The 24,421-nt window shown below is 58.6% G+C and carries 23 protein-coding genes and 1 tRNA gene; 5 read left to right on the top strand and 19 right to left on the bottom strand.

Annotated features, from left to right (window positions below):
- Positions 1-3 precede the first annotated feature (3 nt).
- The 5 genes from ttcA to rpmH all read right to left on the bottom strand — a co-directional run bounded on the left by ttcA (position 4) and on the right by rpmH (position 3,451).
- A complete protein-coding gene (ttcA, locus tag ACR0NY_RS18560) occupies positions 4-897 on the bottom strand; it encodes a tRNA 2-thiocytidine(32) synthetase TtcA (protein ID WP_170370210.1) in 894 nt (297 codons plus the stop codon).
- A 42-nt stretch (positions 898-939) separates the two neighbouring features.
- Complete coding sequence (locus ACR0NY_RS18555) at positions 940-2,562, bottom strand: acyl-CoA dehydrogenase family protein (protein WP_170370208.1); 1,623 nt, start codon at positions 2,560-2,562, stop codon at positions 940-942.
- Positions 2,563-2,640: 78 nt separating this feature from the next.
- Positions 2,641-2,871 (bottom strand): membrane protein insertion efficiency factor YidD, encoded by a 231-nt coding sequence (gene yidD / locus ACR0NY_RS18550; RefSeq protein WP_170370206.1) that lies wholly within the window; start codon positions 2,869-2,871, stop codon positions 2,641-2,643.
- Complete coding sequence (rnpA, locus tag ACR0NY_RS18545) at positions 2,868-3,290, bottom strand: ribonuclease P protein component (protein WP_170370204.1); 423 nt, start codon at positions 3,288-3,290, stop codon at positions 2,868-2,870. The genes yidD and rnpA overlap by 4 nt, the downstream gene beginning before the upstream one ends.
- Before the next feature lie 26 nt (positions 3,291-3,316).
- The gene (rpmH, locus tag ACR0NY_RS18540; protein ID WP_005980833.1) at positions 3,317-3,451 is read right to left on the bottom strand and encodes a 50S ribosomal protein L34; all 135 of its coding nucleotides are present in this window, start codon (positions 3,449-3,451) and stop codon (positions 3,317-3,319) included.
- A 295-nt stretch (positions 3,452-3,746) separates the two neighbouring features.
- Between rpmH and ACR0NY_RS18535 the strand changes: the two genes are divergently transcribed.
- From ACR0NY_RS18535 to ACR0NY_RS18520, 4 genes are all read left to right on the top strand, one after another.
- Entirely contained in the window at positions 3,747-4,478 is a 732-nt protein-coding gene (locus ACR0NY_RS18535) for a TVP38/TMEM64 family protein (RefSeq protein ID WP_170370202.1), read from the top strand.
- 3 nt (positions 4,479-4,481) lie between these two features.
- Positions 4,482-5,900: a dihydrolipoyl dehydrogenase family protein gene (locus ACR0NY_RS18530; RefSeq protein ID WP_170370200.1), complete on the top strand. Its 1,419-nt coding sequence runs from the start codon at positions 4,482-4,484 to the stop codon at positions 5,898-5,900.
- Positions 5,901-5,918: 18 nt separating this feature from the next.
- Positions 5,919-7,301 (top strand): sensor histidine kinase, encoded by a 1,383-nt coding sequence (locus ACR0NY_RS18525; RefSeq protein WP_254433003.1) that lies wholly within the window; start codon positions 5,919-5,921, stop codon positions 7,299-7,301.
- A 64-nt stretch (positions 7,302-7,365) separates the two neighbouring features.
- Positions 7,366-7,442, top strand: a tRNA-Arg gene (locus ACR0NY_RS18520).
- Between the two features lie 111 nt (positions 7,443-7,553).
- Here ACR0NY_RS18520 and ACR0NY_RS18515 read toward each other — a convergent pair.
- The 11 genes from ACR0NY_RS18515 to ACR0NY_RS18465 form a co-directional block, all read right to left on the bottom strand.
- Complete coding sequence (locus ACR0NY_RS18515) at positions 7,554-7,931, bottom strand: hypothetical protein (RefSeq protein WP_170342917.1); 378 nt, start codon at positions 7,929-7,931, stop codon at positions 7,554-7,556.
- A 495-nt stretch (positions 7,932-8,426) separates the two neighbouring features.
- Positions 8,427-9,581 (bottom strand): Gfo/Idh/MocA family protein, encoded by a 1,155-nt coding sequence (locus ACR0NY_RS18510; protein ID WP_170370197.1) that lies wholly within the window; start codon positions 9,579-9,581, stop codon positions 8,427-8,429.
- Positions 9,581-10,636: a sugar phosphate isomerase/epimerase family protein gene (locus tag ACR0NY_RS18505; protein WP_170370195.1), complete on the bottom strand. Its 1,056-nt coding sequence runs from the start codon at positions 10,634-10,636 to the stop codon at positions 9,581-9,583. Before ACR0NY_RS18505 ends, ACR0NY_RS18510 begins: the two co-directional genes overlap by 1 nt.
- A gap of 26 nt (positions 10,637-10,662) precedes the next feature.
- On the bottom strand, positions 10,663-11,721 hold the full coding sequence (locus ACR0NY_RS18500) for a LacI family DNA-binding transcriptional regulator (protein WP_170343496.1): 1,059 nt from the start codon (positions 11,719-11,721) through the stop codon (positions 10,663-10,665).
- A gap of 7 nt (positions 11,722-11,728) precedes the next feature.
- Positions 11,729-13,351 (bottom strand): dihydroxyacetone kinase subunit DhaK, encoded by a 1,623-nt coding sequence (locus ACR0NY_RS18495; protein WP_170370193.1) that lies wholly within the window; start codon positions 13,349-13,351, stop codon positions 11,729-11,731.
- A gap of 10 nt (positions 13,352-13,361) precedes the next feature.
- Positions 13,362-14,354 (bottom strand): ABC transporter ATP-binding protein, encoded by a 993-nt coding sequence (locus ACR0NY_RS18490; protein ID WP_170342910.1) that lies wholly within the window; start codon positions 14,352-14,354, stop codon positions 13,362-13,364.
- On the bottom strand, positions 14,347-15,444 hold the full coding sequence (locus tag ACR0NY_RS18485; RefSeq protein WP_170370192.1) for an ABC transporter ATP-binding protein: 1,098 nt from the start codon (positions 15,442-15,444) through the stop codon (positions 14,347-14,349). Before ACR0NY_RS18485 ends, ACR0NY_RS18490 begins: the two co-directional genes overlap by 8 nt.
- 2 nt (positions 15,445-15,446) lie before the next feature.
- Positions 15,447-15,635, bottom strand: a complete 189-nt coding sequence (locus ACR0NY_RS18480; RefSeq protein ID WP_093965435.1) for a hypothetical protein — start codon at positions 15,633-15,635, stop codon at positions 15,447-15,449.
- Complete coding sequence (locus ACR0NY_RS18475; protein WP_010442361.1) at positions 15,632-16,570, bottom strand: carbohydrate ABC transporter permease; 939 nt, start codon at positions 16,568-16,570, stop codon at positions 15,632-15,634. Before ACR0NY_RS18475 ends, ACR0NY_RS18480 begins: the two co-directional genes overlap by 4 nt.
- Entirely contained in the window at positions 16,567-17,514 is a 948-nt protein-coding gene (locus ACR0NY_RS18470) for a carbohydrate ABC transporter permease (protein WP_170342909.1), read from the bottom strand. Before ACR0NY_RS18470 ends, ACR0NY_RS18475 begins: the two co-directional genes overlap by 4 nt.
- 79 nt (positions 17,515-17,593) lie before the next feature.
- Positions 17,594-18,913, bottom strand: a complete 1,320-nt coding sequence (locus ACR0NY_RS18465; protein ID WP_093965439.1) for an ABC transporter substrate-binding protein — start codon at positions 18,911-18,913, stop codon at positions 17,594-17,596.
- Between the two features lie 398 nt (positions 18,914-19,311).
- Between ACR0NY_RS18465 and ACR0NY_RS18460 the strand changes: the two genes are divergently transcribed.
- Positions 19,312-20,091: an MOSC domain-containing protein gene (locus ACR0NY_RS18460; RefSeq protein WP_170342908.1), complete on the top strand. Its 780-nt coding sequence runs from the start codon at positions 19,312-19,314 to the stop codon at positions 20,089-20,091.
- A 107-nt stretch (positions 20,092-20,198) separates the two neighbouring features.
- Here the strand turns inward: ACR0NY_RS18460 and ACR0NY_RS18455 are convergent, their stop codons facing one another.
- From ACR0NY_RS18455 to ACR0NY_RS18445, 3 genes are all read right to left on the bottom strand, one after another.
- On the bottom strand, positions 20,199-21,086 hold the full coding sequence (locus ACR0NY_RS18455) for a sulfotransferase domain-containing protein (protein ID WP_170370190.1): 888 nt from the start codon (positions 21,084-21,086) through the stop codon (positions 20,199-20,201).
- Between the two features lie 345 nt (positions 21,087-21,431).
- Positions 21,432-22,979, bottom strand: coding sequence for an arylsulfatase (locus ACR0NY_RS18450; protein WP_170370188.1), 1,548 nt, complete (start codon positions 22,977-22,979; stop codon positions 21,432-21,434).
- Between the two features lie 571 nt (positions 22,980-23,550).
- Positions 23,551-24,399 carry an enoyl-CoA hydratase/isomerase family protein gene (locus tag ACR0NY_RS18445; RefSeq protein WP_170342903.1) on the bottom strand — a complete coding sequence of 283 codons (849 nt, stop codon included), beginning with the start codon at positions 24,397-24,399 and terminating at the stop codon, positions 23,551-23,553.
- Between the last annotated feature and the right edge of the window lie 22 nt (positions 24,400-24,421).

Genomic DNA, 24,421 nt, shown 5'->3' with positions numbered 1-24,421 from the left:
ACGTTAACGCTGAAGCGGAATTTCTTCCGGATTTTCGCCGTTTTTGTCGGGGTTCAGCGTCAGTCCGGCAAAATCGAACAGCTTCGAATCCAGAAGGTGCGAGGGCCGGGCATTGGTCAGTGCGCGGAACATCACCTGCCGCCGGCCAGGGCTGTTCTTTTCCCATTGGTCCAGAATCTGTTTGACCTGCTGGCGTTGCAGGCCGTCCTGACTGCCGCACAGATCACAGGGGATGATCGGATAGTTCATCGCTTTTGCGAATTTCTCGCAATCAGCCTCGGCCACATGGGCCAGCGGGCGATAGACGAACAGGTCGCTTTCTTCGTTCACCAGTTTCGGAGGCATGGTCGCCAGACGGCCGCCGTGGAACAGGTTCATGAAGAAGGTTTCCAGGATGTCATCGCGGTGATGCCCCAGAACCACGGCCGAGCACCCTTCCTCGCGCGCGATCCGGTACAGGTTACCGCGGCGCAGGCGCGAGCACAGCGCGCAATAGGTGCGGCCCTGCGGCACCTTGTCGACCACGATGGAATAGGTGTCCTGATACTCGATCCGGTGCGGCACGCCCATGCGTTCCAGAAACTCGGGCAGCACGGTGGCTGGAAAGCCCGGCTGCCCCTGATCCAGATTGCAGGCCAGCAGGTCCACGGGCAGCAGGCCGCGCCACTTCAGCTCGTACAGAACGGCCAGCAGGGTATAGCTGTCCTTGCCGCCCGACAGGCAGACCAGCCAGCGCGGCGGCTTGCCGTCCTTGTCGTGGGCCGACGGGTCAACCATGCCGTATTGCTCGATCGCTTCGCGCGTCTGGCGCACGATGCGTTTGCGCAGCTTCTTGAACTCGGTGGTCGAGGGCGCACCGGCAAACAGCGGATGGATATCGTCAGCTTCGTCGAACATGCGCAGCCCCTACCGCAGATGCGCCGACCGGGCAAGGCCCGCCTAGCCGGACAGCCGGCCCAGCAGGACGTCGGTGTCCAGCCCCGAGACCGATCCGGGTATGCGCCCGCTTTCGCCCAGAACCCGCGTGGCAATATATCCATCGGCCACCGCACCGGGCGCGTGGCGCAGCAGCAGCGCGGCGGTCAGCAGATGCGCGGTGGCCTCGGCGAACCAGCGGGCCTCGGCCTCGGGGGGCAGGGTGGGCCAGCGGTCGCGATGCGCCTTCAGGGCGGCGTCATAACGGCGGTCGGCTCCGGTTGCCGCGTCCAGTTCGGCCTGCAAGGTCTGGGCGGCCAGCGGGTCGCGCGCAAGGCTGCGCAGAATGTCCAGGCAGATCACGTTGCCCGACCCCTCCCAAATGCCGTTCAGGGGCGCTTCGCGATAGATCATCGGCATCGGCGTGTCTTCGACATAGCCCATGCCGCCCAGCACCTCCATCGCCTCGACCGCCACGACTGGGCAGCGTTTGTTCGACACGAACTTGGCCAGCGCCACCCCGATCCGGGCAAAGGCGCAGTCTTCGGCGGTGTCCCCGTCAAAGGCGCGGGCCACGCGCAGGCCCAAGGTCAGCGCGCCTTCCCAGTCCAGCACCAGATCGGCCAGAACGGCGCGCATCAGCGGCTGGTCAATCAGGCGGCGCTGAAAGGCGCTGCGGTGGCTGACCCAGTGATGCGCTTCGGACAGGGCTGCGCGCATCAGGCCGGCGGGGGCCATCGCGGTGTCGAGCCGGGTGTGATGAACCATCTCGATGATCGTGCGCACGCCGGCCCCCTCGTCGCCCAGCTGATAGGCCAGCGCGTCATGGAACTCGACTTCGGACGAGGCATTGGCGTGGTTGCCCAGCTTGTCCTTGAGGCGCATCAGGTGGATGGCGTTGCGCTCGCCTTCCAGCCAGCGGGGCAGCAGAAAGCAGGTCAGCCCGCCCGGAGCCTGCGCCAGCGTCAGGAACCCGTCGGACATCGGGGCCGAGCAGAACCATTTGTGGCCGCGCAGCCGCCAGGCATCGCCGTCACGGTTGGCGGTGGTGGTATTGGCACGCACGTCCGAGCCGCCCTGTTTCTCGGTCATCGCCATGCCCAAGGTCGCCGAGCGTTTTTCTCCGATCGGGCGGGGGGCCGGGTCATAAGTGTCGGCGGTCAGTTTCGGGCGCCAGATTTCGGCCAGTTCGGGGTTGGCGGCCAGCGCCGGCACGGCGGCATAGGTCATGGTCAGCGGGCAGCAATGGCCCGGCTCGACCTGGCTGGCCAGATAGACCATCGTGGCATGGGTGGCGTGACCGCCCGGCGCTCCGTCCCAGGCGAGCGCGGCATAGCCTGCCGATTGGCTCAGATCCATCATGTGATGATTGGCCGGGTGGAACCGCACCTCGTCCAGGCGGCGGCCACCCCGGTCGAAGAGGCAGAGTTCGGGCGGGTGCAGGTTGGCGTCGCGCCCGGCCTCGCGCGTTTCGGCCCGGCCCAAAGCGGCCCCGTAGGCGGCCAGCGGGGCCGCCCGTGCCCCGGCGCGCGTGGCGCAATCGCGCAGAACCAGATCAGAGGCCCACAGGTCAACGTCCCCTTGGTCGGGCGGTTGGTTCGTCACCTCATGCGTGGGCAGGGTCTTGCGGGCGTGGGATTTGGACATGGGCGCCTCGGATGGTTGTTGCTGAAACCGATGTTCAGCGGCGCAGCCCCCTTGGGTCAAGCGTGACGGGGTGTCAGATCAGGGCGTGTCGTCGGGCACCGGGTCATAGCCGTCGCCGCCCCAAGGGTGGCAGCGCCCGATACGGCGCGCGGCCAGCCAAGCGCCCTTGATCGGACCGTGCTTTTCTAGCGCTTCCAGCGCATAGGCCGAGCAGGTCGGCTGATAGCGGCAATTGAACCCCACCCACGGGCTGAAGATCAGCCGGTAGGCCCGGATTGGCAGCGCGAGGATATGGGCAAGAGGGGTCATTTGCGCGGGCTGTGGATCTTGCGCAGGGCCTGGCGCAGATCATCCAGCAGAGCGTCAAAGGTGCGGGCAGCGGTCACCTCGGCCCGTCCGATCAGGACGTAATCCCATCCGTCCCGGCCATGGTTCGGCAGAACGGCGCGCGCCGCCTCGCGCAGCCGGCGCTTGGCCCGGTTGCGGGCCACGGCATTGCCGACCTTCTTCGAGCAGGTGAATCCGACACGAATGCCCTCGGCCTCATCCGGGGCGCGCTTGCGGGCCTGCACCATCATGGAAGGCGTGCCCTGTCTGCGCGCCCGTGCGGCCCTGAGGAAATCGCTGCGCTTGCGCAGCACCGACAGGGCAGGCGCGCAAACGGACGCCGCCGGGGGCATATCCCCGGGGTGGTCAGTGCCATCCACAGGGGCCTCCGGCGGCGTCATGTTCAAAACCTGAAAGGTCGCGCGGTTTATGCGCTCAGCGACTTGCGGCCGCGGGCACGGCGTGCGTTCAGGATCTTGCGGCCGGCCTTGGTGGCCATGCGCGCGCGGAAACCGTGGCGGCGTTTGCGAACCAGGTTCGAAGGCTGATAGGTGCGTTTCATCGCTCCGTCTCCAATCTTTGGCGGTCGGGTGCGGCGCGGATTCGCCTGCCCGTGGTGTTCGAAGCCCGTCCTCTACTGGGAACCGGCGGGCAAGTCAAACCCCATCGCAACGGTTTTCGTGCCTTTTGCAACAATTCTGTCGGGCGACCGGGCAAAAGTTTCAGAATCAGCCCGAGGATGGCGGATTTCTCACATTGAACCGGTGCGTGTTCAACCCGGCGTGAGGACCCTGTTGCACAGAAGGCCAAGCGCGCATCTTGTGGGGCAGATGAAGCATTCGAACCCGGACGACAAGATGACCGAAACCACCCAGGTGCCGCGCAGCGGGCTGGCGCGACATATTCCTCTGATCGTGATCCTGACAGTTGCCGTCATTGGCTTCTTTGCGCTGGGCGACTACCTGACCTTTGAAACCCTGCGCGACAATCGCGAGGCGCTGTTGGCCTGGCGCGACGCCAACTACTGGTCGTTGGCGGGCGTTTTCATCCTGGTTTACGTCCTGATCGTCACCTTTTCTCTGCCCGGTGCGGCCGTGGCCTCGATGACGGGCGGGTTCCTGTTCGGACTGTTCGCGGGCACCGTGTTCAACGTCTTCTCTGCAACCGTGGGGGCCTCGGCGATCTTTCTGGCGGCCCGCTGGGGGTTGGGTGAGACGTTGACGGCGCGGCTGGAGGCCTCGGAAGGCACCGTCAAGCGAATCAAGGACGGGTTGCGCGAGAACGAGATCCCGGTGCTGTTCCTGATGCGGCTGGTGCCGGTGGTGCCGTTCTTCGTCGCCAACCTGGTGCCAGCGCTGGTGGGGGTGAAGTTCCGGAACTTTCTGCTGACCACGGCGCTGGGCATCATTCCGGGCGGCATCGTCTATACTTGGATCGGCGTCGGCCTGGGCGGCGTGTTCGACCGGGGCGAGACGCCGGACTTGTCGCTGCTGACCGAGCCCTTCGTGATCGGCCCGATCCTGGGGCTGTGCGCGCTGGCGGCTCTGCCGATTATCCTCAAATTCATGCGCGGCCGAAGGGGCCTTTGATCCATGCAAGAACTCAAGACCGACATCCTGGTGATCGGGGCTGGGTCGGGTGGCCTGTCGGTGGCCGCGGGGGCCAGCCAGATGGGCGCCGACGTGATCCTGCTGGAAGGGCACAAGATGGGTGGCGACTGCCTGAACTATGGCTGCGTGCCGTCCAAGGCTCTGCTGGCCAGCGCCAAGCTGGCCCATGCGCAGAGCCATGCCGCGCCGTTCGGCGTTGCCGACCACGCGCCGCAGGTGGACTATGCCGCCGCCAAGGATCATCTGCGGGACGTCATCGCTCAGATCGAGCCCATGGACAGCCAGGAACGGTTCGAGGGATTCGGCGTGCGCGTCATTCGCGACTGGGGGACTTTTCTGTCGCCCACGCAGGTGCAGGCCGGCGATTTCGTCATCACCCCCCGCCGCGTGGTGATCGCCACGGGCTCGTCGCCGCTGGTGCCGCCGATCCCGGGGCTGGACCAGGTGCCGTTTGAGACCAACGAGACCATCTTCGAGTTGCGCGACAAGCCCGACCACCTGCTGATCATTGGCGGGGGACCCATCGGCATGGAGATGGCGCAGGCGCATGTCCGGCTGGACTGCAAGGTGACGGTGATCGAAGGCGCGCGGGCGCTGGGCAAGGATGACCCCGAGGCAGCCGCAGTGGTATTGGAGGCCCTGCGCGCCGAAGGGGTCGAAGTACTGGAACATGCGATGGTGGCCCGGGTGCGCGGGAAGGCCGGCGCGGTCGAGGTCGTCACCGAGGATGGCGCGGTCCATGCAGGCTCGCACCTGCTGCTGGCGGTGGGACGCAAGGCCAACACCGACCGCCTGAACCTGCAGGCTGCGGGGATCGACCGGACGCACACGGGCATCAATGTGGATGACAGCCTGCGCACCACCAACCGGCGGGTCTATGCGATTGGCGACGTCGCGGGCGGGATGCAGTTCACCCATGTGGCTGGATATCATGCCGGGGTCATCATCCGTTCGGCCCTGTTCGGGCTGCGGTCCAAGGCCAAGACGGCGCATATCCCCTGGGCAACCTATACCGACCCCGAACTGGCCCAGGTCGGCCTGACCGAGGCGCAGGCGCGCGACCGCCACGGCGACAAGGTCGAGATCGCCCGGTTCGACTATGCCCACAACGATCGCGCCGTGGCTGAACGCAAAACGACCGGGTTCATCAAGGTCATGGTCGTCAAGGGGCGACCGGTGGGGGCCACAATCGTGGGGCATCAGGCCGGCGAACTGATCAACTTGTGGTCTCTGGCGCTGGCCAATAACCTGAAGATGAGCCAGATCGCGGCGATGGTGTCGCCCTATCCCACGATCGGAGAGCTTAACAAACGGGTGGCGGGCGCCTATTTCTCGCCAAGACTGTTTGAGAATCAGATGGTTGAACGAGTGGTCAGGCTGGTCCAGCGCTGGATCCCCTGATCGGGAAAGGAGCGCCACTTGAACTCGCTGTCGGGTCGTTTCCTGATCTTGACGACGGTCTTCGTGATGTTGGCCGAGGTGCTGATCTTCGTGCCGTCGATCGCGCGCTTCCGCGAGGATTTCCTTCTGAACCGGCTGGAACGCGCCCAGATCGCCTCGCTGGCGCTGCTGGCAGACGACATGCTGGCAGACGAACTTGAGGCCGAGCTTCTGGCCAATGCAGGGGTCTACAACGTGGTGCTGCGCCGGGACGAGGTGCGCCAGCTGATGCTGTCTTCCCCTATCCCAGACCAGGTCGCCAAGACCTATGATCTGCGAGGCGCCGGGCCTTGGGTTCTCATTCGGGACGCGATGATCCGTTTCTTCACGCCCGAGAACCAGGTCATTCGCGTCATCGGGCAGCCTGTGCGGGATGCGGGCCTGCTTATCGAAGTCACCATGGACAGCGCGCCCTTGCGTATGGCGATGATCGATTATGGCCTGCGCATCCTCGGTCTGTCCTTTGTCATCTCCATCATCACCGCGTTTTTTCTGTTTCTCGCGGTGCGGGTGGTTCTGGTGCGCCCGATCAAAAGCGTGGTGGGCTACATGCAGCGTTACGCCCGTGCACCCGAGGATGCGCGCGGCATCATCTCGCCCCAATCCAAGGTGACCGAACTGCGCGAGGCTGAAGAAGCCCTGCAGATGCTGCAGACCGACCTGACCCAGGCCCTGAAACAGCGCGAGAGGCTGGCACAATTGGGTGGCGCGGTGGCCAAGGTCAGCCACGATCTGCGCAACATCCTGACCTCGGCCCAGCTGTTCACTGACCGGATCGAAGCCAGCGACGACCCGCTGGTCCGACGGATGGCGCCCAAGCTGGTCAACTCGATCACCCGGGCGGTGTCCCTGTGCGAAAGTACGCTGGCCTTCGGGCGGGCCGAAGAGCCCGCGCCCACCCTGACCAAGGTGCGGTTGCGCGATATCGCTGCCGACGTAGCGTCCAGCGAGGCTCTGGCCGTAGACGGCGGCTGTATCGAAATCGCCAACGACGTTCCCGAAGACTTGGTCGTTCGGGCCGATCCGGAACAGATGTTCCGGGTCATCATGAACCTTGTGCGCAACGCACGCCAAGCACTGATGACATCCGGCCAACCAGGAAAAATCACGATTTCGGCCTGCGAAGATCAGGACGCATGGGTCATCGAGGTTCGAGATACCGGCCCCGGTTTGCCGCCACGAGCGCAGGAGAATCTGTTCACGCCGTTTCAGGGTGGTGTGCGCAAAGGTGGCTCGGGCTTGGGTCTGGCGATTTCGCAGGAACTGGTGCGCGGCCACGGGGGAGAATTGGTGCTGACCAGCACCGGCCCCGAGGGCACGGTCTTTGAAATAAGGCTCCCACGGGGAGAGATGGGTTTTTGAAATATTTTTGAAGAATCGGGTTGCACGTCCCGAACGCCGGGTCTAAATACCGCCTCACCAACGCGGACCGATAGCTCAGCTGGATAGAGTACTTGACTACGAATCAAGGGGTCGGGGGTTCGAATCCTCCTCGGTCCGCCACTGGTAACTCCCGAAAAACAGTGTTTTTGGCAGTTTGGCCCATGTGGTGAAACCGAGGTGTTTTGTCTCAAGACAACTTCGAGGCAACCGCGCTGGGTTTAATGGGGTGTTTCACCCCATTCCATATGGTCCGCCTTCCTGTAGTTCGCCGAATGCCGCCCAAACCTCGTGACAGGCGCGTTCAAACGCCACATCATCTTTTGGGATGCTGGCCTTGAAATTGGGGTAAGACATGTGGTTGCCCAAGTTCATCAGCACGGTCACGAGGTGGTTGCGCGGTATGAATGCCCGGTAACGGTAGTCGCCGCCCGGTGTCTCGATCACCTGACCGTCCATGCCATAGTCGCGCAGCAATTCGGCGTCCTGTGCGCGGCGAAACCGCAGGCAGACGCGGGATCCCATGTGCGGCCCGCTGGTGTTGCCGTCCTCATCCTTGGCAACGGCTGAGAAAAAGCCCGAACCCTCGGGCGTCGAGAATGCTACCCACATCTGCAGGTCCTCCTATTTTTGGGAAAGGGCGCGCTGTCTATCAGAAAAAATACAGGGTCGTCAAATCGAGGGGCTTGCGCGCTCGGTTGCTTGGCCTGGAGGCGCAAACCGAGACCTCAAAATCCGGCAGCGGATACGTGATGGTTGGAGGCTATTCGTACCCATCCAGTTTTGCCGTGATCGCCTTCCGTTGCGGCGATCTTTCTGAAAAGCGGTCGCTGATATCTTTGAGCTGCTGTGCTGGATTGACGCTCTTGCCGATGGTTCCTTTGTGGGCCGGTTCGGGCCATTTGTACTTGCTGGCCGCGTTGGCGGCTTCGTCCGCAGAGCGGCCATCGGTGGACGATGCGGCGAAGGATTGCTTCGCCGGCGGGCTGTGGTTTTGGCGGCCACATAGTTCCTATACTGCGGCGAACTGGTGGTCGGACGAGCCGAGTGGCAGGGAAGGGTTGTCTGGCTCAGTATCCGGTGCCTAGCCAATGCCCACAGCCAGACTTACTCCAACTTGACCCAAGCCGCGTTTCTGGACGAGCTTTGCACACAAGCGGCTACAAATTTAACACCGTCTAGCCCGTCATGCACGGTTGGGTAAACAACGCTCGCCTCAGGTGAAATCCCATTTCGGAAAGCCTGGATTGCCTTAGCAGCCTCTCCATATATATTGGCGAACCCTTCAAGATACCCCTCGGGATGGCCCGGAGGAACTCTGCTCAAGCGATTGGCAGCGTCACCAGCTCCAGCGCCATTGCGGGTGATCAGACGCTTTGGCTCGTTGTAGGGCGTAAACCAGAGATAGTTCGGGTCTTCCTGAGCCCACTCCAGCCCACCTTTTTCGCCGTAGACCCGCAACCGAAGTGCGTTTTCATTACCAGGAGCCACCTGAGAGGACCACAGCATACCCCGCGCGCCGCCCTCGAAGCGAAGCAAGACATGTGCGTTGTCATCGACTTTGCGCCCCGGCACAAAGGCCTGCAGATCCGCCGCAAGGCTTTCCGCCCTCAGCCCGGTCACAAAACAAGCGAGGTTGTAGGCATGGGTTCCGATGTCACCGGTTGACCCACCTGCGCCCGAGCGTTCGGGGTCAGTTCGCCACTCCGCCTGTTTGAAATCCTGCTGCTCGGTCAGCCAGTCCTGCGGGTACTCAACCTGGACGACGCGGATCTTGCCAATATCGCCGTTGGCAACCATTTCACGCGCCTGCCGAACCATCGGGTAGCCCGTGTAGTTGTGGGTCAAAATGAACAGGGCATTCGCGCTTTCCGCCGCGTTGACCAGCTTTTTTGCATCGGCAAGGGTCGAGGTGAGTGGCTTGTCACAAATGACGTGAATCCCGCGTTTCAGGAATTCACGCGCGGCGGCATAGTGGACGTGATTTGGCGTGACGATTGAGACCGCTTCAATCCCGGATTTGAGCCGGGCTTCCCGGATCGCCATTTGTTTGAAGTCTGCATAGACCCGTTCGAGACCCAATGCCCGGCCGCTTTCAATGGATTTTTCGGGCGTCGAAGACAAAGCGCCGGCAACCAGCTCGAACCTTTCGTCCAATCGCGCTGCTATGCGATGAACGCCGCCTATGAAGGCGTCATTTCCGCCGCCGACCATGCCAAGCCGAATGCGTCCCGAGGCTTCTTCACTGCGTCCTGTAACCATTATTCGATCCCCAGCATTTTGCGATTGGCGGCTTCGTCAGCACCACCGTCCGCGAAATCATCAAAGGCTTTCTCGGTCACACGGATGATGTGATCCGACACAAACTGAGCGCCCTCACGCGCTCCATCCTCGGGGTGTTTGAGGCAGCATTCCCATTCGACCACAGCCCAGCCATCAAAGTCGTTCGCCGCCATTTTTGAGAAGACCGCCCCGAAATCCACCTGGCCATCACCAAGCGACCGGAACCGGCCGGCACGATCGACCCAGCTTTGGTATCCTGAATAAACCCCTTGCCGCCCGGTCGGGTTGAACTCGGCATCTTTGACATGGAACATCCGGATTCGATCCTTGTAGATGTCGATATTGTCCAGATAGTCGAGGCATTGCAGCACGTAGTGCGATGGGTCGTACAACATGCATGCCCTTGGGTGATTGCCTGTCCGTTCGAGGAACATCTCGTAGGTCACGCCGTCGTGGAGGTCCTCTCCGGGGTGAATTTCGTAGCAGACATCGACGCCGCATTCTTCGGCGTGGTCAAGGATTGGCACCCAACGGCGGGCGAGTTCATCAAATGCCGTTTCGATCAAGCCGGCAGGGCGCTGCGGCCAGGGATAGACGTAGGGCCACGCCAACGCGCCCGAGAATGTCGCATGCGCCGAAATGCCCAGGTTCTTCGAAGCGGACAATGCTTTTTTGACCTGGTCTACGGCCCATTCTTGCCGGGCTTTCGGGTTTCCTCTGACGCTCTCGGCGGCAAAGCCATCAAAGGCGCTGTCATAGGCCGGGTGAACGGCCACAAGCTGACCCTGAAGGTGCGTTGACAGTTCAGTGACTTCGACGCCATTTTCCCTGGCTTTGCCTTTGAAGTCATCGCAATATCCGGTGCTGGACGCGGCCTGTTCTAGGTCGAACAACCGGCCATCCCAACTGGGAACCTGGGCGCCCTTGTATCCACAGTCAGCCGCCCATTTGGTAATTGCGTCCCACGAATTGAACGGTGCTTCGTCCCCTGCGAATTGTGCAAGAAATAATGCTGGACCTTTGATCGTTTTCATAAGTTTCCTCCCCAAAACCTCAGCCGCTATGGCGGTAAATTTTCCCTCAGATAGATGTCGATACGGATACGTTCCTGCGCTTTGTTGAATGGGACTTTGTCTGAAGTCGCGCGCAGAAGACGGACGGCTGAACGAACAATGTGCCCGGTGTCTTGCGAGATCAGGGCGTCAAACGTGCCAAGCCTCAGAGCCTCTCGACTAAGCGGAGTCAGTTCATGCGCTATGATCACCAGATCCTTGCTGAGCTTGTTTTCCGAAAGGAATTGAATAAGGCCGGCATTGCCCGCTGCTGACGAGTATATTCCGACCAGATCCGGGTAGGTTTCGAAGATTTCGGGCATCATCTTGTAAATCAGATCCGGGTCATCCCGGCCCTCAACAGACGCCACGACCTCGAGATGCGGAAACTCCTCGGCCACAACAAGATCAAAGCCCTGGCGACGCTCTAGGTGGTCACGCGCCAAACGAGAGCCAGTCAGAACCAGGACCTTGCCTTCCCGATGCACGAAACGCCCCATCAATTGACCGGCGGTTCGTCCTGCGGAAACGTTGTCAATTCCTACAAAGTGGTCTCGCTCGGAACTCGGCAGGTCAGACACCAAAGCAACCACCGGAACCCCTTTGTCCTTGAGCCGTCTCACGGCATCGCGAACAGAAGGCGTTTCGGGTCCGAAAACGGCAACTCCATCAACATCCAAACTATCGACAGCATCCAGAATGTTGACGATATCCTGCGGTTCAAACGGAGCGACCCTTTTGATCGTAATGCGTGTCCGCTCGATAAACTGGTCACGGGATTGCTCTGCGATCTGGTTGCTGATCGCTTCCACAAATTCATTGTCGGTGTCCGGCAAAACAAAAAGGAAATTGTAAACCCGGTTTCGTGCGAGGTTGGCCGCGGCGGTGTCGCGCACATACCCCAGTTCATCAATTGCCTTTTGTACTTTCTGAACGGTTACTGCGCGCACGCCGGGGCGCCTGTTCAAGACCCGGTCCACAGTCGCAAGACTGACACCCGCAACCCGCGCGATGTCATTGACGGTTGGCTTCTTCACCAATTCTAGTTTTTGTTTTTGGTCTGCCACGTGTTCCTCAGCCCTCAAGCTCCCGCGCCAAGCCCTCGAACAACAAGGCAACGGCCTCAGCGCCGGGATCGTTATGTCCAACTAGGTTTTCTTCGGGAACATAGGCTGCTCGGCCCGCCTTCGCACGGCGAATTTTGGCCGTTTTGTTCGCTCCTTCGCGGGCGGCACTTGCTGCATGGGCCAACCCCGACGGGAGAGCGGCAAGCGCCGGTGCCAAGGCGTCAATCATTGTTCTGTCGCCGACCTTGGCGCCTCCAACTTGGCTGACGCGTTTCAGGCCTTCTTCCAGGGATTTGGCTACGGTTGCCCCATTGGCACATGCGTCACCAGCTGCATTGAAGAAAATTGCTAGTATCACACCGGAGGAGCCACCCATGGTTTGGCTCAATTCATTGCCCAACGCCGGGAACAGCTGAGTCAAATCAGCGAGCGGCATGCGGTCAAGGCTGCCTTGCAGCGCTCTTGCGGCCGTCGCCAATGTGCTTCCTGTATCGCCATCACCGGATTTCGCGTCCAGTTCGTTCAGGTTCTTCTCAGCGTTGATGAGGAGTTCAGACAAGCGCGAGATCGTTTCCCTTGTGGTGGGATTGTTCGAAGGAATTGGATCGATCGGGGTCAGGCCGTCAGGCAATGGTGCCACTTTGACCGGGTCGATGGAATTGACTCCGGGCCACGCGGCCAGATCAACGGGTGCTTCAAGAGCTGACAAATCGTCCTGATCCACGGGCAGAATGGAAACAGAAAACCCGTGCATATCCAGCGATGTCATCATGGGGGCCGGGCCGATGATATGGTGGGCAATACCGGTTTCGGACAAGGCGTGCGTGAGGACAGCCATTTCCAGCGGAGTTGTGGAACCGAGGTTGTTCACCAAAGCTACACATTCCCCAGCCCCAAGTCGTTGCCTCAGTTTCTCCACCATTGTGGACATGGCCGATACGGCACTTGAGAACTCGACTTGCTGCACACCCGGCTCGCCATGGATGCCCAAACCAAGTTCCGCTTTGCCAGGTGCGATCCTGTCTTCTTTCGGAGATCCCGGAACAGTACAGGTGTCCAGGCTCATACCGATGCTGACAACCTTCTCGATGGTGCTTCTGGCTGCTTTGGCAACGGTGTCCAGATCAGCACCACTTTCAGCAAGTGCTCCGGCGATTTTGTGCACGAACAACGTGCCTGCCACGCCACGTGGCTGCGGCAGGTCGGGCAGGGCGATGTCGTCGTCGACGACCACCATTTCAACCTTGCGACCCAATGCACGGGCGCGTTCGGCGGCCAGCCCAAAGTTCAACCGGTCACCGGTATAATTCTTGACGATCAGCAAGCACCCTGCCTCACCCGTGACTGCAAGAATGCCCGCCAGAACCGCCTCGACCGACGGGGACGCAAACACTTCGCCGCAGACTGCGGCCGTCAGCATTCCGGCGCCAACAAAGCCTGCATGGGCGGGTTCGTGACCTGACCCTCCACCGGACACCAACGCCACCTTCGACTTGTCCCAATCCGACCTGTAGACAACTTTGATATGCGGGTAGCCGTCCAGCCGGGTAAGCCTCCCTCCAGAGGAGGCCAGAAGACCGTCTATGGCATCTGTTACCAGAGTTTCTTTTGTGTTGAGGAACTGGGCCATGCTTTGCTCCTTAATTCACCCGCGCGCCGGACGCGTCAAAATACAATGGGTTGTGGGGGCGGATTTTTATTATTTTTCCAGTTGGATAGTCCTGGTGGACATCTATCAACGTCACGACCGGGTGACCGTTTAGGTCCAGGTGCAGCCGTGTTTGATCGCCCAGGTGCTCGGCGCGTATCACGCGCGCCTCACGGCCTTCACCTTCAACGATGTTTTCCGGGCGAAGACCAATCTGCGGGCCTTTGTGGTCGCCTCCGAACAACTCGGACGGCAGGATGTTTATCCGTGGCAGACCCAACCTGCTGGCCACGTAAACGCTGCCGGGATTTTCGTAGATATCGCGGGGGGTACCGTATTGAACCAGCCTGCCGTTTTCCAACACGCCGATATGCGTGGCCATTGTCATGGCTTCCACCTGATCATGGGTCACATAAAGCAAGGTTGATCCCAGGTCGGCCTGAATTCTTTTCAGTTCGACCCGCAAATCCGCCCGAAGCTTGGCATCCAAAGAGCTGAGCGGTTCGTCCATCAGGAATATCTGGGGGTCGCGCACCAGCGCCCGTCCGATCGACACTCGCTGCATTTCGCCGCCGGACAATTCGGTGGCTTTGTTGTCCAGCTTGTGCGGGATCTGCAGGATCTCCGAGACTTCGTTGACCTTCCTGGCGATCTCATCCTCTGGTGTCTTCAGGATCGGCGACCGCAGAGGGAAAGACAGGTTTTCACGCACTGTCATATGCGGGTACAGCGAGTATTGCTGGAAGACCATCGCCACGTCGCGCTGGGCGGGTGTATCCATCCCGACGTCGCGCCCGGCAATGCGAACTGTGCCTGAATCCAGCTTCTCAAGCCCGGATATCAATCTCAGCGTTGTTGTTTTTCCCGCACCCGTCGGACCCAACAACACCACGAAGGCACCGTTGGGGATCGTCATTGAGATATCATCCACCGCTTTGATGTCGTCGAATGACTTCGAAATGTTTTCCAAAACGACTTCAGCCATTGCTCAGTACCTCGTCGTTCAGTGCGGACCTCAACGCGCGTCCGGTAGATTTTTCGAAAAGGGTCACTGCGGATGATCGGAATTCCAATCCGACCGTCTCGCCGGGATTGACGGTTTCGCGAGCATCAATCCGGGCTTTCAGCTCTCCGTTCGGGCTTTGCAGCGTCACGATCTGGGTGGTGCCAAGATATTCTGCGGCCAGGACTTTGGCTCGGTAGGCACTCGCATCCGACAGAAAAACATGTTCGGGGCGGACACCAAACACCAGATCACCTTCCGCCCCTTCCATCAGCTTGGGCACGGCTTCGTCATGACCATTCAGTCGTACCATTTCCGAGCCAGGCTCGACCTTTCCTTGAAACGGCAGGAAGTTCATCGAAGGTGAACCGATAAAATCTGCAACGAACATCGTGGCAGGTTTGTCGTAGATTTCCTGCGGCGTGCCGAATTGTTCGATCACGGCGTTGTTCATCACCACGATCTTGTCGCCCATTTGCATGGCTTCCAACTGATCGTGTGTGACGTAAACAGTGGTTGCGCCCATGCGATCATGAAGCGCACGCAATTCTTCGGCCATGTGCTCACGAAACTCGGCATCCAAAGCGCCAAGAGGTTCGTCCATCATGAACGCCTTGGGTTCGCGAACAATTGCGCGCCCCAGCGCCACGCGTTGCCTGTCGCCACCTGAAAGACCGCCTACCGGGCTATCGAGGATGTCCTTGATCCCTAGTATTCCCGCGACTTCCTCTACTTTGGCTTTGACAGCAGCGCGCGGCATGCCCTGCGATATCAGGGGGTAGCTGATGTTCTTGCGCACGTTCATGTGCGGATACAGCGCGAACATCTGGAACACGAAGGCAATGTCCCGCTCTGATGGCGGCCGCTGGCTGATCTCTTCGCCGTCCAGATAGATTTCGCCCGACGTTGGAAGCTCCAATCCCGCGATCATCCGCAGCGTCGTCGTTTTCCCGCAACCGGATGGCCCCAGCAGCATGAAAAACTCGCCGTCTTCAATCGTGAACGAACTTTCGCGGACAGCCGTGAAATCGCCGAACATCTTCTTTACGTTTTTGACTACGATCTGGGCCATTTCTACTCCGGGAAATGGCTGACGATGATGAACATGACGGTTCCGATCAGCGTGACGATGAAGGAATAAGTGAAGGCCCAAAGGACAAACGGCTGCATCAGCATGAAGACACCCAGTGCAATCAGGATGGTTGCCACCATCTCCCATGGGCCGCGGCGGAGCCGCATCAATCCGGAAAGAAACTCGCTCATTTGCGTACGGCTCCGAATGTAATCCCGCGCAGCAAGTGTTTGCGCATCAGGATGGTGAAAATCATGACCGGGATCAGGAAGATCGTCGCGCCGGCCGCCACCGCGGGCCAGTCCAGGCCGCCAATACCGATGATGGTCGGGATGAACGGCGGTGCGGTCTGTGCATTCGCAGATGTCAGCAGCACGGCAAACGCGTACTCATTCCAGGCGAAGATCAGGCAGAAGATCGCAGTTGACGCGATGCCCGTGGCGGCTTGCGGCAGCACCACTTTGTAGAAAGCCTGAAACCTCGTGTAGCCATCGATAAGGGCGGCTTCCTCGTACTCTCTTGGGATTTCGTCGATGAACCCTTTCAGCAACCAAACCGCCAGAGAGATATTTACCCCTGTATAGAGCAGGATCATTCCCAGATGCGTGTCGCTCAGCCCAAGGTTTCTGAACATCAGGAAGATCGGGATGGCGACAGCGACCGGGGGCATCATCCTTGTACTCAGGATGAAGAACAGAAGGTCGTCCTTGAGCGGGACCTTAAATCGGCTGAACGCATAGGCGGCCAGCGTGCCGAGGAAGATACTCAAGAACGTCGAGCCAAATCCGATGATGACCGAATTCATGAAACGCTCGCCGAACTTGGAGGGCCCAACGATCACCATGTCGTATTGGCGGACGATCTCATCGGCCCAGTTCTGCGGCGGGTTGGCTTCCAGAAACTCCTGCGTTTGCCTGGTGCGCGTGGTGAAAAGATTGACGTAACCTTCGAGCGTTGGGTCAAAGACCACTTTAGGCGGGTAGCTGATCGCGTCGGCGGGGGATTTGAACCCGGTCAGCAATATCCAAACCAGCGGGATCATCGTGATCAGCGCATAAGTGATGACCAGGAAGCCTGCGATCCATTTGGACCGGTTCGAAGGTTCAGTGACGGAAAAACTGCTCATCTCTGTTTCACCTTGTTCAGGGCTTTGACGTAGATCGACGCAAGGCCGAACACGGTGACGAACAAGATGATCGCATAGGCCGAGGCGTAGCCCGTCCGCCACTTCTCAAACGCCTCTCGCTTGAGATTGATTGAGGTGAGTTCCGTTACGGATCCCGGTCCACCTCCGGTCAGCTGAACAACCAGGTCGAACATTTTGAAGTTCTCGATCCCTCGAAACAGCACCGCGAGCATCAGGAACGGCAGCACCATCGGAATGGTGATTGTAAAGAACTGCCGCAGCTTGCTGGCCCTGTCGATCTCAGCCGCCTCGTAGATGTAGTCGGGGATGCTGCGCAGCCCGGCCAGACAGATCAGCATCACGAAGGGGGTCCACATCCAGGTGTCAACAATCACGATCGCCCAAGGGGCCAAAGTAACCGAACCCAGCATTTCAAAGCTTGAGGGTTCCTTGCCCGTGAACCATGACACGATGTAGTTGAACAGGCCGATTTGAGGCTGATACAGGAATTTCCAGAAGTTCCCGACAACGGCCGGGGACAGCATCATCGGCAAGACGATGATCGTGGTCCATAGATCGTTACCCTTGAATTTCTTGTTGATCAGCCAAGCCAGCGTGAACCCGATCAGGACTTGGAAAAAGATCGTCCAGAACAGGAAATGCGCCGTCGCCTGCATGTTCAGCCAGGTATCCGAGTCTGTCAGGATACGCTCGTAATTCCTGAGACCGACATCTTTGACTTCACGCCCGATCCGGTTGGCCTTGTAGTTGGTAAAGCTCAGTTGGATGGTCCAGATCAACGGAAAGATGTTGATCGCCAGCAATAGAAAAATCGTTGGGGAGATGAATATCCAGGCGATCGCGCGGTCGGATAATCCTCGGATTTTTCGCGCAACTCGCTCGGGCGTTGCCTCCGCAACGCGATCTACGGTCCTGTCAGACATCTCTTTGCCAGCTCTTGTTGGTTTAGGACTCACGGGTGAAGGTGGAGCGGGATTTCACCCGCTCCTGCCTGTGTCCGGACTACAGCTTGCCTTCGTCTTCGAAGACTTCGGTCCAGTCTTGGATCAGAAGATCAAGCGCTTCTTGAGCGGTGCCCTGGTCCGCAACCACGTAGTCGTGGATGCGTTTCTGCATCGCCAGCAGCAGTTCCGCATAAGCAGGCTCCTGCCAGAAATCCTGCACCCCGGCCATTGCTTCCAGGAAGTCACCGGCAAACGGCTGGCTGTCAACGAAACCCGGATCTTCCAGTACGGAGTTATGGGCCGAGTAGCCGCCAAGCTCCCACCATTTGGCCTGGACGTCCGGCTGTGCGAACCACTTGATGTACTCAAGTGCGGCGTCCTGTTTGTCAGAGTAGCTGACAACCGAGATACCTTGTCCGCCCAGTGTCGAACCTGCCTGATTTTGTGGTGGGTTCACGAAGAAGTCGATCTTGTCACCGCCGGTATTGGGATCGGCGTAAAGACCCGGGAAGAACGCAAACCAGTTCATCGCCATGGCGACCTGACCGGACTTAAATGCGTCCAGACTCTCACCCATGTAAGAGTTGGTGTATCCCGGAGGCGTCGCCGTTTCGTAGAATTCCTTGTAGAATTCCAGAGCTTCGACCGCTTCGGGCGAGTTCACGGCGCCTTCCATGTCATAGGAACCCGGCGTGTTTTCGTATTTGAAACCCCAAGGATACAGCGCTCCTGTCACGCCCATGGTGATCCCTTCCGAGCCGCGCTCGGTAAAGATGGCTGCGCCATAGACAGTCTTGCCGTCGATCTCACGACCTTGGAAGAACTGCGCGATCTGCAGGAGTTCTTTTTGCGATTGAGGCTCGCGAAGATCCTGACCCGTCGCCTCTTTGTAAGCGGCTTGGATGTCGGGGTTTTCGAACCAGTCCTTGCGGTAGAACCAGCCATTCGCATCGCCCATCGCTGGCAACGCATAGTAGTTTGGCGTGCCCTTGGGCCAGGTCGAGTAGGCATAGACGGTGGCCGGCGCGAAATCGTCCATGCTGATGCCTTCAGCATCGAAGAAGTCGTTCAGTTTGACATAGTGGCCATTCTCGGCGCCCCCGCCGATCCACTGGCTGTCGCCGATCAACAAGTCGCAGAGCTTGCCCCCGGAGTTCAGCTCGTTCAACATCCGATCCGCGAAATTCGGCCAGGGAACAAACTCGAAGTTCATCGTGTGACCGGATTCGGCTTCGAATTCCTTTGAAAGCTCAACAAGCGCGTTGGCCGGGTCCCATGCAGCCCAACAAAGCGTCAGATCTTCAGCATTCGCCTTGGTGGAAAGAGTAGTAGCGGCAAGGACTATTGCGCTGGCCGAGGCCAGTTTTGTGTAAGTCATCCATTCCTCCCTTTTTGCGCCGTCAATCGAGGATGTGCGAATCGCGGCATACCTCCAAGGCTATTTGAGGTACGCACATCAAGTCTAGATATTTTTGAGGTTCGTACCTCAAGGCGGCGGCAATTGACGGGGAATAATCCTTTTAGTAATTGATTTTAATTAATTTTATTACTTTTCGTCGTTGCGCAAGTATTTTCAGCAGTGAGGCATTTAATGGCCGTACCCGCCAAGATCGGCGCAGCTCACAATCACGGCCCTCGTGCGGCCAACCGGTTTTTGGCACCCGCTTGTGAAGCTCTAGCGGATTATTCGGTCGATACCTTTGAGGATTGGAGATAGCGTCAAACGGCACGGGTCACTCTGGATCGTGCATAACTCGGTTGGACAGGTGCAGACGTATGAACACGCTCTCTATCGTCAGATTGAACCGGTACCCAATCAAAGGCTTGAGTGCCGAGCCGATGCAAACCGTGACGCTGCGGGCAGGGGAGGGGATCCCGGGTGATCGCCTGTTCGGATTTGCGCGCTACAACTCCGGGTTCGACGCGCAGAACCCTCAGCCACTGCCGAAAGATCGCTTTGTTGTTCTGTTGAATGAGGCTGCGTTGGCAGGCGTAGAGACGAGTTTTGATATTGAGACTCAAGATCTTGAGATCAAAGCGAACGGCAAAACACAAAGCTTCAATATGCGAACACCAGAAGACCGGATGAATGCGGCGAGTTTCTTGTCTTCGGAGATCGACTTGAAAGATCCCGAATTGCCGGAATTCGTCTCGTCTGCTCCTCATCGGTTTACGGATGTGTCCGTCGTCTCACCAAAAATGATGAACGCGATATCCGTTCTTAATCGCGCGTCGGTGCGAGAGTTGGGTGAAAAACTGAACTCAGAGATCCAGCCAGCGCGCTTCCGCGCGAATATCGAGATAGACGGCTTGCCTTCGTTTTCCGAGTTGGACGCAGTTGGATCGGTTCTGAGATTTGGCGATGTTGAGTTGAAGATACTATCGCGAACGAAAAGGTGTGCGGCCACTGAAGTGAACCCGGATACGGCCGAGCGTGACTTGAAAATACCCTATCTTATCAGGCAGTTGATGGGGCACATGGATATAGGGGTTTATGTCGAGGTAGCCAAAGGCGGAACCCTAAGTGTTGGCCAAGCTGGGGAAATGCTTGCCTGAATGCCGCCCCTTCAGATTAGCAACCCCGGGAAACCTCTGTTCTATATTCCATTGCGAACCGGGTTTACTATTTTCGGTATTCGCTGGTTCGATCGGTATAGCAATATCTAGGCAGCGTCGTTTCCCCGAGAGCCATATTCCAACCATTCTCGGTCTTTGGGATCCAGGTGTGCGTCCATCATTGCGTCGTAGCCTGCCAGTTCTTCCGCCGTCAGTTTCCCGTGCCATTTGCCACTCGTTCCGCTGTGGAAAAACTCGGCATCCGACCTGAAGAACCCCTTGCCACCTGAGGGGGCATAGCGTTCTGCTTTGTCCTTCATGTTGTCGAAGGTCGCAGCTTGAACCAATTGATCCATGACCACCTCTGAATGGGTCGTGCCCAAGATGTCAGCCAGTCGGAAGAACGTCCCTCTCAAGTCCCGGGTCATGTCGGCGTAGTGAAAAAGCGATACGTTCGGCCGGTCGGAAAGTGCCGCAGCTGCTTTGTAATGCCGAATGATATGTGCCAGTGGCATCGCATCGGTATCGAACCCTTCCGCCCCACCGTCCAGAAAACGACGGAATGTGATGCCTTCTTCATCGTTCTCGGGATACCAGGTGTCAAACCAGGTCATTGGAATGTTTCTGATGTGTTTGCGAAACGAGAAATGCGCATCGAGGGGATGACGAAAAACACAGATGTACTGTGCTTGATCATCCAGCGGTAACCCATCCATCGGTGTGTGGCTTTTCATGCTGCGCCGATGCTGCATGGCTTCGAGCCGTTCTGCGACTTCAGGCATCTCTCGGATTCGGATGTCTACCCAAGGCATCTTCACTGACAACTCCGTTTCAACTTCGGGATCACCAGAAAACAACAGCGATACGATGGTTTGCATCCAGGTCGTGCCGCATTTCGGAGGTGTCACTACGAACACATCATCGGGGCGGATGCGAACCATATCCCACCGTCTATTGTCGGTCAGGGGGCCAAGGTAGAGCTTTCGGTTTTTCACGTCTGACAACTCCTCCGTGCGAATTGGTTCAGGAAAAGTGGAATGAATGTGAAAGGCGACTGATTCTCATGGCAGAAAGCCCAAAAAGCCTGTTGCTGCCTTGTTGAGTTAGGCCGGCAACAGAATGACAGCGGAGCAGCATCTATACGTTATTCCAACGACCGCTCAGGGGTCTGTCCAGAAAGCAGCGCTCAATGCCCGCAAAACGGAACCAAGTCGCCGTTCATCCTTTCCCTTGGACTGCGCCGGTCTTCAGTCCAAGGGGATGACTTACCAGTCTGAATTCGACAAACAGTTGTCCGTGAATTCAGACTGGCGAACACAGCTCACGGCGTCCGGTTGGTGCTATTGGTTCCCGGCACGGCTCGTGAGTTCCTCCATAACGTTGTCGAGGTTGAAACTGCCAGGTTTTTGCCTTGGCGGAAATTCCTCGAAGCTTTGCAGCCATTGCCCAACGTAGGCGGCGGCTGGCGCTATCGCGAACATATGCTCGAGGAACCAGCGTTGGTATCCCATAGCGTTCTCTTCCTCGGCTCGCTCGAACGGATCGCTGCGGAGGTTTGCCAGCATCGGTGCGCGCAAGACTTCAAACGGTGAGAGCCATACATCAAGCCCATGAGCATTCTGCTTCAGGAATGTTACCTTGTACTGTTCGTATCGCAAGGCGGCGACGCTGCCATCATCCGTCCAATAGATGAACTCACTGCGCGGCCACTCATCAGTTTCACCCGAGAGCGACGGCAGAAGATTGTAGCCGTCCAGATGGGCCTTGTATTGGCGGCCGATGGCTTCAACGCCACCATCGAGCAACCGTTCTTTGATGTCTGGCTCACCGACCGCAGCCAGAATGGTAGGCAACATATCCGTATGCGATACTACGCCATTGACCTTCGAACCCGGTTCGATGACGCCCGGCCACTTGATGACCGTCGGGACGCGATAGCCACCTTCCCACTGCGTGTTTTTCTCACCGCGGAAGGGTGTCGTGCCGCCATCCGGCCACGTGAACGTCTCCGCTCCGTTGTCGGTTGAATACATTACGACGGTGTTGTCGGCGATTCCGAGCTCATCAAGTTTATCAAGCAGTACGCCGACATGCCCATCATGCTCGACCATGCCGTCGGGATAAACTCCAAGTCCCGTCACTCCATCGGACTCTTCCTTCAGATGCGTGAAAATGTGCATGCGGGTGGAGTTCCACCAAAGGAAGAAAGGTTTGTCCTGTTCAACGGCTCTATCCATGAAATCCAACGCGCTGGCCGTGACTTCTTCGTCAACGGTTTCCATGCGCTTTTTCGTGAGCGGCCCGGTATCCTCGATCGAGCCATCAGCGGTCGACTTGATCACCCCGCGCGGGCCGAAGTTTTCCCTGAAGGCTTCATCCTTGGGATAGTCAGGGTTTTCCGGCTCTTCTTCTGCGTTGAGATGGTAGAGATTTCCGAAAAACTCATCGAAACCATGGTTTGTGGGTAGGTGCTCGTCACGGTCACCCAGATGGTTTTTGCCGAACTGGCCAGTCATGTAACCATGGTTTTTGAGCAGCCCTGCGATGGTTGGGTCTTCGACGGGCATGCCCTCGGGTGCGCCGGGCAGGCCTACCTTGGTCAAACCCGTGCGGATGGGAGATTGTCCTGTGATAAAGGCCGCTCGTCCCGCGGTGCAGGACTGCTCTCCGTACCAATCAGTAAATAGCGCGCCTTCTTTGGCTATGCGGTCGATGTTGGGTGTCTGATACCCCATCATGCCATGGTTGTAGGCACTGATATTCCAAAATCCAATGTCATCTCCCCAAATAATCAGGAAGTTCAAGGGGGGATCATCTTGTGCGGAAACGGCTGTGGCAGCTGCAGCAAATAAGGCCGCCATTATGGTTGATCTTGTTTTGTTTTTCATTTTTGTCCTCCCAAAATTTTTTGTTAATACCGAGTAACCTACCACAAAATCGGCGGTTTTGTCGGGGTACTTGCGGTTTTCAATATTTCTGGCGGAAACGCGCAAGTGATCCAAGACACCCAATCGACTTTGTTGGCTTTGCTTTATGAGCCGGCCGAAACTTTTCCCCGCGCTTCAAGGCGTGGTTGATAAAGACGAGTTGCGTCGAAACTCGGATTCACGCCAATACGGTTTCTGGAGCACGTCTTCTGCTTTGGGCGCAAAGAAGGCACCTGCTAAACGTTGTTTGGGTGTGTGTTTAGTAAGTCTGCCGGTCGTTCCGGCACATTCGATCCCGTGCGTTGGCGACCGAAAAGCGCCGCGCACCGTTGATCAGCCCGGCCGCCTCGGACGTCGGTGCTGCTGCCGTCTATCCTTTGGCTTACCGCCGGCTTCGGAACATGGGCGTTTGGGTTCCTTGACAGACGCAGTATGGCGACCTGCGTGCCTCGGCCCCCTTGCCGTCGGAACGCCCATGCCTGCTGCGGGATATGATCCGCTGAAACCGATTTCAGCGGATCAAGCGCAGTCGTCAGTTGGCGATCTCTTGCACCTTCATGACCAGTTCGTTCCAGTTTCGCTGGTTCTCTATATCATGCTCGAGCCCTTGTTCATCGGCAATTCGAAAGCGCTTGACCGCCGGCGTCTTGCTTGTCGCCTGGTACAGCCAATAGGCCTCGGCCCTCAACGCTTCGGAAATAGGTTTGTCGATGGATTCGTAGACCATCTGCTTGCACGCGTTGATGGATTCGGCGGGGAATTGGGCAATGCGCCTGGCCAGAGCATCGACATAGGGACCGATCTCGTCGGGATCCAGCGCCTTGTTGATGGTGCCCATGCGCTCGGCATCGTCGGCATCGTAATCCTGCGCACTCAGGATGATTTCCAATGCCCGGCCAAGCCCGGTTTGGCGCGCCATGCGAGAAGCGCCGCCGCCGCAGGGCAGGATGCCCATGCCAACTTCCATCTGCATGAACTTGAACTTCCCGCGTGCCGCAAAACGCATGTCCAGCGCGAGTGCGAGTTCGTGTCCGCCGCCACGGGCGAAGCCTTCGAGCTTCGCGATTGTTGCCTGCGGGACCTTGCTCAGCCGTTCGCAAACGGACTGCAGGTCCAGCAGCTGGGCGTCTTCACGCGAGACGGCTTCGGTCGAAAGATCCTTGAGCAACTCGGTATCGTAGTGACAGACCCAGATTTCGGGGTTCGCCGACTGGAAGATCACCACTTTGGTTTCCCGGTCCCGCTCCAGCCGCATCGCAAGGCTGTTGAGGTCGGCCAGCATCTCTTGGCCCTGAACATTGACCGCTCCGAAGTTGAACGTCACGGTGGCGATTGCATTCTCGACCGCGACGTCAAAGGTCTGGAAGTTTTCGTATTTCATTGGACAGTCCTCTCCTGTCCTC

The organism is Ruegeria sp. BJ5, assembly GCF_056537865.1.
Note: the sequence above shows the minus strand (reverse complement) of the source record. Positions and strands in the feature narration are given on the sequence as shown.

Bases quoted from the DNA above. Each gene is read 5' to 3' on its own strand.
- ttcA (WP_170370210.1), bottom strand. From the start codon at position 897: ATGTTCGACGAAGCTGACGATATCCATCCGCTGTTTGCCGGTGCGCCC.
- ACR0NY_RS18555 (WP_170370208.1), bottom strand. From the start codon at position 2,562: ATGTCCAAATCCCACGCCCGCAAGACCCTGCCCACGCATGAGGTGACG.
- yidD (WP_170370206.1), bottom strand. From the start codon at position 2,871: ATGACCCCTCTTGCCCATATCCTCGCGCTGCCAATCCGGGCCTACCGG.
- rnpA (WP_170370204.1), bottom strand. From the start codon at position 3,290: ATGACGCCGCCGGAGGCCCCTGTGGATGGCACTGACCACCCCGGGGAT.
- rpmH (WP_005980833.1), bottom strand. From the start codon at position 3,451: ATGAAACGCACCTATCAGCCTTCGAACCTGGTTCGCAAACGCCGCCAC.
- ACR0NY_RS18535 (WP_170370202.1), top strand. From the start codon at position 3,747: ATGACCGAAACCACCCAGGTGCCGCGCAGCGGGCTGGCGCGACATATT.
- ACR0NY_RS18530 (WP_170370200.1), top strand. From the start codon at position 4,482: ATGCAAGAACTCAAGACCGACATCCTGGTGATCGGGGCTGGGTCGGGT.
- ACR0NY_RS18515 (WP_170342917.1), bottom strand. From the start codon at position 7,931: ATGTGGGTAGCATTCTCGACGCCCGAGGGTTCGGGCTTTTTCTCAGCC.
- ACR0NY_RS18510 (WP_170370197.1), bottom strand. From the start codon at position 9,581: ATGGTTACAGGACGCAGTGAAGAAGCCTCGGGACGCATTCGGCTTGGC.
- ACR0NY_RS18505 (WP_170370195.1), bottom strand. From the start codon at position 10,636: ATGAAAACGATCAAAGGTCCAGCATTATTTCTTGCACAATTCGCAGGG.
- ACR0NY_RS18495 (WP_170370193.1), bottom strand. From the start codon at position 13,351: ATGGCCCAGTTCCTCAACACAAAAGAAACTCTGGTAACAGATGCCATA.
- ACR0NY_RS18490 (WP_170342910.1), bottom strand. From the start codon at position 14,354: ATGGCTGAAGTCGTTTTGGAAAACATTTCGAAGTCATTCGACGACATC.
- ACR0NY_RS18485 (WP_170370192.1), bottom strand. From the start codon at position 15,444: ATGGCCCAGATCGTAGTCAAAAACGTAAAGAAGATGTTCGGCGATTTC.
- ACR0NY_RS18480 (WP_093965435.1), bottom strand. From the start codon at position 15,635: ATGAGCGAGTTTCTTTCCGGATTGATGCGGCTCCGCCGCGGCCCATGG.
- ACR0NY_RS18475 (WP_010442361.1), bottom strand. From the start codon at position 16,570: ATGAGCAGTTTTTCCGTCACTGAACCTTCGAACCGGTCCAAATGGATC.
- ACR0NY_RS18470 (WP_170342909.1), bottom strand. From the start codon at position 17,514: ATGTCTGACAGGACCGTAGATCGCGTTGCGGAGGCAACGCCCGAGCGA.
- ACR0NY_RS18465 (WP_093965439.1), bottom strand. From the start codon at position 18,913: ATGACTTACACAAAACTGGCCTCGGCCAGCGCAATAGTCCTTGCCGCT.
- ACR0NY_RS18460 (WP_170342908.1), top strand. From the start codon at position 19,312: ATGAACACGCTCTCTATCGTCAGATTGAACCGGTACCCAATCAAAGGC.
- ACR0NY_RS18450 (WP_170370188.1), bottom strand. From the start codon at position 22,979: ATGAAAAACAAAACAAGATCAACCATAATGGCGGCCTTATTTGCTGCA.
- ACR0NY_RS18445 (WP_170342903.1), bottom strand. From the start codon at position 24,399: ATGAAATACGAAAACTTCCAGACCTTTGACGTCGCGGTCGAGAATGCA.